The organism is Streptosporangium becharense (assembly GCF_014204985.1).
GTDB lineage: Bacteria > Actinomycetota > Actinomycetes > Streptosporangiales > Streptosporangiaceae > Streptosporangium > Streptosporangium becharense.
The window spans coordinates 5628596-5640266 of record NZ_JACHMP010000001.1; the positions used below are offsets into that span (position 1 = coordinate 5628596).

At 69.5% G+C, this 11671-nt stretch carries 11 protein-coding genes and 1 pseudogene; 11 read left to right on the forward strand and 1 reads right to left on the reverse strand.

Going from position 1 to position 11671, the window contains the following annotated elements; all coding sequences use genetic code 11:
* The first annotated feature begins 126 nt into the window (after positions 1-126).
* Entirely contained in the window at positions 127-705 is a 579-nt protein-coding gene (locus F4562_RS24720) for a TetR/AcrR family transcriptional regulator (protein ID WP_184540911.1), read from the forward strand.
* Here the strand turns inward: F4562_RS24720 and F4562_RS24725 are convergent.
* Entirely contained in the window at positions 665-1339 is a 675-nt protein-coding gene (locus tag F4562_RS24725; protein ID WP_184540910.1) for a TetR/AcrR family transcriptional regulator, read from the reverse strand. The two genes, F4562_RS24720 and F4562_RS24725, sit on opposite strands and share 41 nt — an antisense overlap.
* A gap of 339 nt (positions 1340-1678) precedes the next feature.
* Between F4562_RS24725 and F4562_RS24730 the strand changes: the two genes are divergently transcribed.
* The 10 genes and pseudogenes from F4562_RS24730 to F4562_RS24775 all read left to right on the forward strand — a co-directional run.
* Positions 1679-3301, forward strand: coding sequence for an ABC transporter substrate-binding protein (locus F4562_RS24730; RefSeq protein ID WP_184540909.1), 1623 nt, complete (start codon positions 1679-1681; stop codon positions 3299-3301).
* Between the two features lie 2 nt (positions 3302-3303).
* A complete protein-coding gene (locus F4562_RS24735) occupies positions 3304-4317 on the forward strand; it encodes an ABC transporter permease (protein ID WP_184540908.1) in 1014 nt (337 codons plus the stop codon).
* The gene (locus F4562_RS24740; protein WP_184540907.1) at positions 4314-5183 is read left to right on the forward strand and encodes an ABC transporter permease; all 870 of its coding nucleotides are present in this window, start codon (positions 4314-4316) and stop codon (positions 5181-5183) included. The genes F4562_RS24735 and F4562_RS24740 overlap by 4 nt, the downstream gene beginning before the upstream one ends.
* 2 nt (positions 5184-5185) lie before the next feature.
* Entirely contained in the window at positions 5186-6178 is a 993-nt protein-coding gene (locus F4562_RS24745) for an ABC transporter ATP-binding protein (protein ID WP_312872164.1), read from the forward strand.
* Positions 6175-6981, forward strand: a complete 807-nt coding sequence (locus F4562_RS24750; RefSeq protein ID WP_184540905.1) for an ABC transporter ATP-binding protein — start codon at positions 6175-6177, stop codon at positions 6979-6981. The genes F4562_RS24745 and F4562_RS24750 overlap by 4 nt, the downstream gene beginning before the upstream one ends.
* 180 nt (positions 6982-7161) lie before the next feature.
* Positions 7162-8847: a CocE/NonD family hydrolase gene (locus F4562_RS24755; protein ID WP_184540904.1), complete on the forward strand. Its 1686-nt coding sequence runs from the start codon at positions 7162-7164 to the stop codon at positions 8845-8847.
* Between the two features lie 90 nt (positions 8848-8937).
* A complete protein-coding gene (locus F4562_RS24760; protein ID WP_184540903.1) occupies positions 8938-9414 on the forward strand; it encodes a DUF3237 domain-containing protein in 477 nt (158 codons plus the stop codon).
* Between the two features lie 366 nt (positions 9415-9780).
* Positions 9781-10419 carry a hypothetical protein gene (locus F4562_RS24765; protein ID WP_184540902.1) on the forward strand — a complete coding sequence of 213 codons (639 nt, stop codon included), beginning with the start codon at positions 9781-9783 and terminating at the stop codon, positions 10417-10419.
* 383 nt (positions 10420-10802) lie between these two features.
* Entirely contained in the window at positions 10803-11153 is a 351-nt protein-coding gene (locus tag F4562_RS24770; protein WP_184540901.1) for a hypothetical protein, read from the forward strand.
* A 196-nt stretch (positions 11154-11349) separates the two neighbouring features.
* A pseudogene (locus tag F4562_RS24775) lies at positions 11350-11652 on the forward strand (IS5/IS1182 family transposase); the annotation flags it as partial.
* Between the last annotated feature and the right edge of the window lie 19 nt (positions 11653-11671).

Genomic DNA, 11671 nt, shown 5'->3' on the forward strand with positions numbered 1-11671 from the left:
GGTGACCTGCGCCGGGTGCCGATGCCCGGAGGCGTGGTCGCATCGGTGATGCCGAGGAGAGTACGTCATGCAACGCTGATGTACAACGGTGTTGTATCTCCCTTCTTCTCTCGTTACCCTGCCGTCATGCCGGTGGAGATTGACATCAACCAGCGCCTCGCGACCATCGCCGACGCCACCCTGGAGATCGTGGCGGCCGACGGCATCGACGGGGTGACCATAAGAGCCGTGGCCAGACGGATCGGTGGCTCCACGACGCTCGTGACCAACTACCTGCCCACCCGCGAAGCCCTGCTGCGCAACGCCGTGGAGCACGCGATCCGGTCCTGGGCCAAGGAGGCGGAGCAGTCCGTCGAGGAGGTCGCCGACCGGGAGCGGCGCCTGTCCGCCATGACACGCTGGGCGTGCTCGACCACCGGCAACGATCAGGTGTTGCGCAGGCTCTTCATGGAGATCCTCGGTCGCGCGGGACCGGAGTCGGAGGCGCTCCAGGTCCTCAGGGAGGACGCACGGCACAGCCGCGACCTGCTGGCCGCCGCCGCCCGCGATGCGGGGGCGGCCGACGCCGCGTTCACCGCGGACGTCCTGCACCTGGTGCTCCGCGGCTTCTACGTGTCCAGCCTGGAAGATCCCGAACGCTGGGACGGCGAGCGGGCGGCTCCACTCATCGAGCGCCTCGTCCGCCTCCTGACCGGGGTTCCGTAGGCGGGGACGCCGGAGCGCTCCCGGCCCGGTCCTGCGGAGGTGGCCCGGCGCGGTCCGTCCGGAACGCGGCGAGCAGCTGCGTCGCGAGGGTCTTCACGCCCGCGTGGCGCGACACGGGAAACGGCAGCGGCGCCAACGTGGAGTGGCCGAAGGCCATGCAGATGAGGGCGTAGGCGAGCCGCAGGCTCTCCGCCGAGTCGCAGTCGGGGATCGCGGTGCGGATCGTCCCGGCGATCTCGCGCTCCAGCCGGCTGTAGCTGTCGTAGATCCGGCCGCGGAGCCGTACGTCGTGCATCGCCCCGCTGATGAACGCCTCGATGACGAGGTCGTCCTCGTTGCGCGCCATCTGCGGCCCGAAGAGGAAGTCCACGAGCGCGCGCAGCCGCGCCTCCGGCACGCGGTCCGCCAGTGCGGAGTGCATCGCGGTGAAGTACGGCGTGATGACGTGGTCCCACAGGGCGTCGAGGAGCTGGTCGCGATTGCCCAGATAGTGCCGGATGTGCGAGCGGCTCATGCCGGCCGCGGCCGCGATCCGCTCCTGCGTGCTCCCGGCCAGGCCGTACCTGGCCACCGACCGGGCGGCGGCCTTCAGGATCTGCTCCCGCCGCTGCCCGGCGAGGCTCGGTCTCCCCACCTGCTCTCCTCCGTCGAATAGTTCTGCACCGAAGACAATCAATCTGCCGCAGCATAACCCGGACCTCAGGGTGTCTGTCCTGTATATAAGAGGAACCCGCTCATCACGTGTTCGTTTTTGTTTTGCAGTATTGACAATCAATCAGTGAGCAACCACGCTGAGTGGCAAGACCTGGGCAGCGGGTCCGCCCGCCCCACCGCGTAGACGCGGCAGATCGCCCGCCTCGCGCCCGCCGCGGTCGGAGATCAGCCCTCACGCCTCGCCGCAGCCGGGGATCAGTCCTCTCGTCCGGCGACGCAGCTCGCCCCGGCCCGCACCAGCATCACGAAGGGTCCTCCCATGACACGTCCCCGCCTGGCCGCGTTCACCGCGGTCCTCGCCGGCGCCTGCACCCTCACCGCATGCTCGAACGGCGGCGGCCCCGCCGCCGGGCAGGCGGCTGCCCCGACCCTCACGACCTCCGTCCCGGCCCCGACGAAGGACGTCGACACCGTCACCTGGAACGTCCCCGCCGGTGAGCCCGCCACGACGGACCCCGCGCAGTCCGCCATCGAATCCGTCAGCACCGTCGTCGCCAACATGTGCGAGGGCCTGTTCACCCTCGGCCCGGACTACGAGCCCAAGCCCGCCCTGGCCACCGCCGTCGACCACCCGGACCCGCTCACCTATGTGATCCACCTGCGCGAGGGCGTCACGTTCTGGGACGGCAAGCCGGTCACCCCCGAGGACGTCGTCTACAGCGTCAAGCGCATCCTCGACCCCGCGCTCGGCTCGTCGTGGATCGGCTGGGCGGCGAACCTGGACGGCATAGACGTCACCGGTCGCGGCGAGATCACCATCAAGCTGAAGAAGCCGGACGTCGTCGTCCCGAACTTCTTCGCCATGCCCGCCTTCTTCGTCGTGCAGAAGGACTTCGCCGAAGCCGCCGGCAAGGACTTCGGCACCGCCAAGGGTGGCGTGATGTGCACCGGACCCTACAAGTTCGGCGCCTGGACCCAGGGGCAGGACATCACCCTGACGCGCAACGACGCCTGGTGGAACACCTCGGCCAGGCCCAGGGTCGAGAACCTGCGCTTCACGTTCATCACCGACCCGTCGGCGCAGGCCGCGGCACTGGCCAACGGTGACGTGGACGGCCAGTTCAGCGTCCCGCGCGCCGCCCAGGACCAGCTGGCGGGCAAGGGCCACATGCTGTACGGGCCGAGTATGTCCACCACGTTCCTGTCGGTGCTCGACCAGAAGGGCACGCTCTCCGACCCCGCCGCCAGGCAGGCCCTGCAGGCCCTGATCGACTACAAGGGGATCATCGGCTCCGTCTACCGGGGAACGGCGCAGCCGTTGCGGGCCCTGGTCCCGCCGGAGGCGTGGGGGTACGGCAAGGGCGTCTACCAGGAGGAGTACGACAAGCTGCCCGAACCGGTCCAGGACCTGGAACGGGCCAGGGCCCTCGTCGGGCAGTCCGCCAAGGCGCGGGAGAAGATCGTCCTGGCCTACACGACGGCCATCGAGGAGGACACCAGGGCCGCCACCGCGATCGCCGACACCGCCACCCGGACCGGCATGACCATCGAGCTGAAACCCCTCACCGCCGAGCAGTACGGCGAGGTCTTCACCTCCCCCCAGGCCCGCGCGGGCATCGATCTCCTGCTGTCGACCGGATACCTGGACTTCCCCGAGCCGCTCGCGTACTACCAGTTCTTCACCACCGGGCACTTCTACAATTTCGGCGGATACGGCGACAAGGACTACGACGGTGCCATCGCCGCCTCGACGGTCACCGACGACCCCGCCGCCCGCGCACGCGAGGTGGCCAAGGCGCAGGCCGTCATGGCGAAGGACCTGGTCAACATCCCGATCGCGACACCGTACGTCAACGTCTACTACGGCCCCGACCTGACCGGCCTCGTCCCACGGCAGAGCTATCTCAACACGCCGTGGGCCGCTTCCCTCGGCGGCAGGTGACGATGAAGACGACGAAGCGAACACTCCGAACACTCCGAACACTTCGCACACTCGCGGCGAAGCCCACGGTCGCCGGCTGGATCGGCAGGCGCGTCATCGGCGCAGCCCTCACCGTCTTGATCGCGTCGATCCTCATCTACGGCGCGCTCCGGCTGGTCCCCGGGGACCCGGTCCTGGCACTGACCGGCGGACGCCGCCTCACCCCGGACCAGGTCGAGGCGCTGCGCCACCGGCACGGGCTCGACCAGGGCTTCGCGCAGGGCTACCTCGGGTGGCTCGGCGGCGTGCTCCGCCTGGACCTCGGCACGTCGCTGAACTACCAGACCGGCGTCACCTCGCTCATCACGGGCCGGCTCGGCGTGTCCGGCCTGCTCATCCTGTACTCGGCGGTCCTGGCGACCGTGGCCGGCTCCGCGGTGGCGCTGGTCTCCGCGGTCAAGGGCGGCCTGGTGAACCGGCTCGCCGGCGTGGCGGCGGCCGTCGCCACCGCCACGCCGACGTTCGTGGCGGCCATCGGGCTCCTGGCGTTCTTCTCGGTCGGCCTCGGCTGGTTCCCCGCCACCGGTGCGGGCACCGGCCTGGCCGACCGGCTCTGGCACCTGACCCTGCCCGCGACCGCCATGGCGATCGCCGCCTTCGGCGTCCTCGCCCGGGTCGGCAACGCGGCGTTCACCGAAGAACTGGGCCGTGAACACGTGGAGGTGGCGCGCAGCCGAGGGGTGAGCGGCGCGGCCGTGGTCGGCAGACACGTGGTGCGCAACGCGCTCGCACCCATGCTCACGGTCGTCGGCCTGCTCTTCGCGAGCCTGTTCGTCGGCACCGCCGTCGTCGAGACCGCGTTCGGCCTGGACGGCATCGGCTCCCTGCTGGTCAGCTCCGTGTCCCGGCGGGACTTCCCGGTCGTACAGGGCATCGCCCTCATCGCGGTCGTGCTGTTCGTCGTCGTCAACACCCTGGTGGACATGGCACTGCCGTTCATCGACCCGCGCGTGACAGTCGGAGGGCTGCGCCGATGACCCTGACGATCCCCGCGCTCCGGGCGAAGAGCGCCAAGCGGCGCCGACGCCGGCCGCTCAGCCTCGTGCTCGCGGTCGCTCTCCTGCTCGCCGTCGCCGTCGCCGGGCTGCTCGCCCCCGTGCTCGCACCGCACTCCCCGGACGCCACGAGCCTGTCGAACTCCCTGCTGCCCCCGGGGACGGAAGGACACTGGCTGGGCACCGACTCCACCGGGCGGGACGTGCTGTCGAGGCTCATGCACGGCGCCCGGCTCTCACTGCTCGCGCCACTCGGCGTGGTACTGCTGTCAGGACTGCTCGGAACCGCGGCCGGCCTGCTCGCCGCCCGCGCGGGAGGATGGGCCGACGCCGTGATCTCGCGCGGAATGGACATCGCCTTCGCCTTCCCCAGCCTCCTGCTGGCGATGCTCGCCGTGGCGGTGTTCGGGCCGGGACTCACCGCTCCCATCTGCGCTCTCGCCGTCAGCTACACCCCCTTCATCGGCCGCGTCGTGCGCAGCGTGGCGATGCAGGAGGGCACCCGGCCGTACATGGAGAGCTACCGCGTCATGGGCTTCGGCGAACTCCGGATGACGCTCCGCCACCTCCTGCCCAACGTGCTGCCGGTCCTCATCGCGCAGAGCGCACTGTCCTTCGGCTACGCGCTGGTGGATCTGGCGTCCCTTTCCTACCTGGGGCTCGGCGTACGACCGCCCGACGCGGACTGGGGATCGATGATCAGCCAGGAGCGCAGCGCCATCCTCCAGGGGGCACCGTGGAGCGGACTGCTGCCCGGCCTCGCGGTTCTCCTGACCGTCGTGAGCGTCAACGTACTGGGTGAACACATCGGCGCCTTCGTCGGCGGGAAGCGGAGCGAAGGAGCGTGAAAGTGCCGACGAACCAGCAGACCACCGCGGAACGGGACGTCCTCGGCATCTCCCGGTTCAGCCTCGCCATCGGCACCGGCGGGAAAACGGTCCCTCTGCTCGCCGACGTCACCGTCCGGGTGGGGCGAGGGGAGACCGTCGGCCTGGTCGGCGAGTCCGGCTCGGGCAAGTCGCTGACGGTCCGGGCGGCTCTGGGCATGCTGCCCCACGGTGCCCACGCCACCGGCGGTGTCACGGTCGCGGGCGTCGACGTGCTCGCCGCCGGCCGCAGGGAGCTGCGTGACCTGCGCCGCACCCGAGCCTCGATGATCTTTCAGGACCCGCGGGTGTCGGTCAACCCGGTACGCCGCGTCGGCGACTACCTCACCGAAGGGCTGCGAGCCCGTGGCGTGTCCTCCCGCGTCGCAGCCGAACGGGCCCTCGGCCTGCTCGACCAGGTCGGCATCAGGGACCCGCGCAGCGCGATGCGGCGTTTCCCGCACGAGTTCTCCGGGGGAATGCTGCAGAGAGTCGTGATCGCCGGCGCGCTGTCCACGGAACCGGAACTGCTCCTGGCCGACGAGCCCACCACCGCCCTCGACGTCACCACCCAGGCCGAGGTGATCACCCTGCTGAAGGACATGCAGCGGATCCACGGCACCGGCATGCTCTTCGTGACGCACGACCTGGACCTCGCCGCCGCCATCTGCGACCGCATCTACGTCATGTACGCCGGCCGCATCGTGGAGGAGGCCACCGGCACCTCGCTCTTCGGCGCGCCCGCGCACCCGTACACCAGAGCGCTGCTCGAAGCGAGGCCGTCCACCCACGGTGACAAGGTCACGATCAAGGCTGTCGGGGGGCGCCCGAGGGCACTCGCCGAATCACCGCCGGGCTGCTCGTTCCACGACCGCTGCCCGCTGGCCGGCGACGACTGCACCGTGGACGTGCCCGCCCACCGCCCGCACGGGACGTCCCTCGTCGCGTGCCTGCGTCCGGGGCGGGTGGTGTCGTGAATCCGTCTGTGCTCCGCGTGACGTCGCTGACGAAGAAGTTCGGACACCTCACCGCCGTCGACGACGTGAGCTTCGACCTGATGCCCGGCGCCTCGCTGGGGATCGTCGGCGAGTCGGGATCCGGGAAAACGACCACCGCCCGCATCCTCGCCGGGCTTGAGCGGCCGACCAGCGGAACCGTCATGCTGGCCGGCGAGGTCGTCGAGGGGCATTCGCACCGTGCGCGGCTCCGGCGGGCCCGGCAGCTTCAGATGATCTTCCAGGACCCCTACGGCTCGTTCGACCCCCGCCAGACCATCGCCCAGTCCATCGCCGAGCCCATGAGGCTGCACACGCCGGGTTCCGGTGAGGAGCACCGGGCCCGCGTCAGGGAACTGCTGGACCAGGTCGGGCTCAGCAGCCGGGCGGGGGAGTCACTGCCGCGCGAGCTGTCGGGCGGGCAGCGGCAGCGCGCCGCGATCGCCCGCGCGCTCGGCATCGCACCGCGCGTCCTGGTGCTGGACGAGGCGGTCGCCGCACTCGACGTCTCGATCCAGGCCCAGATCCTCACCCTGCTCGACGAACTGCGCCGGGACACCGGCATCTCGTACGTCTTCGTCAGCCACGACCTGGCGGTCGTCCGCTACATCACCGACACGGCCATCGTGATGCGGCACGGCCGCATCGTCGAGCGCGGAGAGACCGAACAGATCCTGCGCAACCCTCAGCACCCCTACACCCGCCTGCTGCTCGACTCGATCCCCGCACCGGACTGGGACCTCGACCGGGTGGCCCAGGACCGCCGCGCGCTCGACCCGCTCTAGGCGGTTCCCGTCACCCGACCTCACAGTGCGGGTCCGAGCCGCTCCCGTCACCCGACCTCACAGCACGGGTCTGGGCCGCTCCCGTCACCCGACCTCACAGCATGGGTCTGGGCCACTTCCATCACCCGACCTGCTCTGAGGCCCCTCCCATCACCAGACCTCACACCATGGAGACGCCACATGCCGACCATCAAGCGGATAGGGCCGGGCGCCGTGCCGCACGACGCCGCGCAGATCATGATCCCCATGCGGGACGGGGTACGGCTGGCGGCCGACGCCTACCTCACCGACCCGTCGCGGCCGAACGCCGTCGTGCTGGTCCGCCTGCCGTACGACAAGGACGGCACGTACTGCTTCATGCCGCAGATCAGCCGCTACTTCCTGGCCCAGGGCTACAACGTCGTCGTCCAGGACGTCCGCGGCAAGTACCGATCGGAAGGGAAGACCGAGTTCGCCGTCAACGAGGTCGACGACGGTTACGACACGATCCAGTGGATCACCGAGCAACCATGGTGCGACGGCGCCGTCGTCATGTGGGGAGACTCCTACTACGGCTACACGGCCCTCGCCGCGGTGATCGGCGGCCACCCCGCGCTCAGGGCCGTCGCGCCGAGGGTCACCGGCTCCCAGCTGTCGACGGTGCGGGAATACGGCGACGGCACCCGGGACGTCGAGCAGACGAGTCGCAAGTTCTACTTCGCCTCCCACTACGTGGACGCCGACCGCTACGAATGGGAACCCGACTGGGGCAGCCGCCCGCTGCGGGCGACGTTCGAGGAGTTCTTCCGGCAACTCGGGAAACGCTCCCCCAACTTCGACGGCGAGTTCACCGGGGAGTCCCGGTTCGTCCCACCACCGCTGAAGGCGCTGCTCGAAAGCCCCCCCGTGCCGGCCCTGTACACGATCGGCTGGTTCGACAACTGCGCCGTCTGGTCCTGGCACGACGTCCGGGCCCTGTCGCGGAACCCGGCCTGGGCCGCACACCTCCACCTCCGTCTCGAAGCCATCGACCACGAGAACTACCGACTGGGCGACGCCCCCGTCACCCCGCACGACGACCACAGCGGCAACCCCGCGGCCCTCGACCGTCTGCTGCCCAGATACCTCGACCCCGCCGTCGAGTTCTTCGACGCCGTCCTCGGCCGATCCGGCGATCCGGCGGCGCTGCCCCGCGTGCGCTACGAGGTCTGCCACGGCGGGTGGCACGAGAGCGACACCTGGCCGCCCCGGCAGGCGTCCGACCTCGAATATCACCTGTCTGCGGATCCCTCCCCGTGCCTGACCACCGAGGCGGTGCCGGGGGAGACCTCGCTGCGGTGGACCCACGACCCGTCCGACCCGGTCCCCTCGACCGGGACGAACCCCTTCGCCGCCCTGTTCGCCCGCTCGGACCTGCGCTCCATCGGCCGGCGCGAGGACGTGCTCCGCTTCACCGGGCCCGCCACCCGCGAGGACGCCGACCTGGTCGGCGTCGTGACCCTGCTGCTACGGCTGTCGGCCCCCGCCGGCGCGAACGTCCACGCGCGACTGCTGGACATGACACCCGACGGCGGCGCCTTTCTCATCGCCAAGGGCCAACTGCGGCTCGACGCGCCGCCGGCCGGAGCGGAGGTCGTCGTGGACCTGCAGAGCATCGCATACCGGTTGCGCGCCGGACACCGCCTCGCGCTCGACATCATGAGCAGCGACTTCCCCGACTTCGTCACCGAGCACTCCGCCGGAGCCGACCCATGGACCAGCCCGCCCGGCGAGCCGACCAGCAGAGAGATCATGCTGGGCGGTCCCCGTCCTTCCTGCCTGCGGATCGGCAGATGGCAGCCCGAGCAGCTCCGGCGGACCCGTGAGCACCACGGCGGAAATCCCTGACCACAGCTTTCGCCGTTCGTCCGGACACCGGTGTCGTTCCTCCGTCATCCCCGAAAACTCCTCGTATCAGCCGATCCAAAGGACCCGAACATGCCCGACGCACGCATTCCGTTCACCCCCGCCCTGACCTTCGCTTTCGAGATCCGCGCCAGCCTCGCCCCCACCCTGCACGTCGGACACGGTGACGGCGAGAAGACCGAGTTCACCCCGATCACCGGCGGCACGGTCGACGGCCCCCTGCTGCGCGGACTCGTCCTGCCCAGTGGCGGCGACTGGTCGAACACACGCGGCCGCGTCTGCGAACTGGACGCCCGTTACCTGCTGCAGGCGGAAGACGGAGCGGTCATCGACATTATCAACCGGGGGTACTACCACGAAGGCGCCGAAACGCCCGACCAGTACGACGATGACCTCCAGGTGACCCATGCCGGCGTGTACTACCGCACCTCGCCGGTGTTCCGTACCGACGCGCCGGCGCACCGATGGCTCGCCGAAACCGTCTTCGTCGGCCTCGCCCGAGAGGCGGAGGACGGCATCGTCGCCATCCGCATGTACGCCCTGGCCTGAGCAGCCGTTCCAACCCGAGAAGCCGTCACGACCTGAGAGAAGCCGTCACGACCTGAAAGGTCGTCACGGCCCCGCATGCGCCGTACACGAATACGACCACCGCCACCCCACGGGTGCCCGGAGCCCGGCCGACCGCGGCCGGGCTCGGTTGCGGGCACTCGTCCATGCGAGCCGCCGATCACCGCCACGCCGCCCGCTCCGAGACTGGAATCAGGGTGCTCGGCGTAGTGACCGGTGTTTCCATTGGTCACGAGGGTCGTACTCCGGCTGGCGGAAGGAATGACGACGTCAGGGGCCATCGGATATCCATCGACGATGAGTGAAATCTCGCTTGCCGGGATTCGAGGAGGCAGGAGACACTGCGGCATGCCTCCCCACGAACAGGCCGACGACCTCCATCAGGCCGTCGACGAGTTGGGCGTCCGCATCTACACGGCGTTGCGCGACGGCGGTCTCGACGCCGAACCCCTCATCGAGCTGGCCTGCCTGATGGAGGAGTGGAGCGTGTCCACTCCTGTCACGCGGGAACTCCTCGAACGCCCCGCCGCCGGGTTGACGGCCGCCGAACTGGCCCGGCTGGGCGAGGCCCTTCTCGACGGGATCGGCTTCGGGCCGAGCTTCGCTTTAGAACCGGGCCTGCTGGTGCCGCTGGAGGAGGCGCTGAAGGTTGTGGAGCGTGACGTCCGGGCTGCGGGGATCACCGGGACGCTTCGGATGATCGTCCCCGACTGGGACACCATGGGCATGGCATGGGTGGAGTTCGAGGGCATCTGCCAGGGCAACGGCCTCGGGCCCGGGACCGGGACTGGAGCACTTTGGTCTGTGGCCGACGCCACCCAGGAAGTGGTCATGGAGGTGATCTGGAGGACGTGGCCCGTCTGCCCGGTGCACGATCGGGGCCTGCGCGCCGAACCGGAGGAAGACGGGATCGCCGTGTGGCGCTGCACAGGCGGCGGCACGCACACCGTCGCGCCGGTGGGTGAACTACCGCCCGGACGCTGTTAACGATCTGCTGATCCGCCGGTTTTCCCGACTCCCAACGCAGTAGGAGTGGAGCGGCAGTTGGGGCCCCGTAATACGGTGGCCTGCGGCTGTGACCCCTGGCACGGTGAGTGCGATGAAGATTATCCCGCGCATGTCCCACGGGCTCCTCAGTCCTCTCTCACCATGATTCAGCCACGGATCATCCCTTTCCGCCCGTGAAAGCTCTTCCTCCTCGGCTCTTGACCTGTCCGACTCTTGATCTGTCTCCTCCGCTGTTCGAGAGTATGTCGGCCATGTGGTTCTTTCGTTCCCTTGCCATCGGCCTCCTCAGCGGGGCCGTGATGATCCCCCTCCTGCACTCTCCGCGGGGCGACGGATTCGAGCATCTCCGCCTGGACGCGATCATGAGCCTGGAGATCGGCCAGTTCCTCGCGGTCCCGATCGCACTGGCGGTTGGGGCGTGGAAGGCCACCTCTTCGAACAAGCGGTCCCGGCCAGCGCCTCCGGACTTCGTCCTGGCAGGGATCACCTTCGCGTTCGGAGCCCTGATCCTGACACAGGTAATGGCCGCGTCACGATGGCTCAACGGCTCGCCTTCCGGAGTCGGCGATCCGGACGGCGAATACGTCATGGCAGCGTTCGCCGAGCTTTCGGGAGCGGTGACACTGCTCACCGGTACGGTGATCTTCATCGGTCGGTGCGTCGCCGTCTGGCGTTCCCGAAAGGTGGACGCCCCGACACCTGCGATCCGTTGATCAACGGAGAACGGTGATGTCATGCTTATCAAGCCGCCCGGATGGCCGTTACTCACGGCATTCTCGCTCGCGGCGCTCGTGTGTCTGTGGTGGGCCGGCGAACCCTACCTGTACATCGAATTATTCCTTTTCGCGTTCTTCGCGGGCGGCGCGCTCCTCCTTCTGTGGCTCATCCGGATCGTCCTCGCGGCGACACCCGGTCCACGGCCGGCGCGGGCGGCCCCGGCAACGCCCGAAGACGCTGTACGCCGACCGCGGCTACGACCACGACACGTACCGCCGCATGGTCTGGGCCACGGGTGTGACGCCCGTCATCGCCCGCCGGGGTACCCCGCACGGTTCCGGCCCGGGCACGCACCGATGGGTGATCGAGCAGACGGTCGCGTCGCTGCACTGGTTCCGTCGTCTGCGCATCCGCTGGGAGATCCGCGACGACATGCACGAGGCCTTCATGACGCCGGCCGCATCGGCCATCTGCTGGCGACGCCTCGTCCGCTGATCATTCTGTTAGAAGTTGT

What these genes read in the sequence shown, in the direction of transcription:
- F4562_RS24755 (WP_184540904.1), top strand. Translation starts at nt 7,162, where the DNA reads ATGCCGACCATCAAGCGGATAGGGCCGGGCGCCGTGCCGCACGACGCC.
- F4562_RS24740 (WP_184540907.1), top strand. Translation starts at nt 4,314, where the DNA reads ATGACCCTGACGATCCCCGCGCTCCGGGCGAAGAGCGCCAAGCGGCGC.
- F4562_RS24720 (WP_184540911.1), top strand. Translation starts at nt 127, where the DNA reads ATGCCGGTGGAGATTGACATCAACCAGCGCCTCGCGACCATCGCCGAC.
- F4562_RS24735 (WP_184540908.1), top strand. Translation starts at nt 3,304, where the DNA reads ATGAAGACGACGAAGCGAACACTCCGAACACTCCGAACACTTCGCACA.
- F4562_RS24770 (WP_184540901.1), top strand. Translation starts at nt 10,803, where the DNA reads ATGAGCCTGGAGATCGGCCAGTTCCTCGCGGTCCCGATCGCACTGGCG.
- F4562_RS24765 (WP_184540902.1), top strand. Translation starts at nt 9,781, where the DNA reads ATGCCTCCCCACGAACAGGCCGACGACCTCCATCAGGCCGTCGACGAG.
- F4562_RS24730 (WP_184540909.1), top strand. Translation starts at nt 1,679, where the DNA reads ATGACACGTCCCCGCCTGGCCGCGTTCACCGCGGTCCTCGCCGGCGCC.
- F4562_RS24760 (WP_184540903.1), top strand. Translation starts at nt 8,938, where the DNA reads ATGCCCGACGCACGCATTCCGTTCACCCCCGCCCTGACCTTCGCTTTC.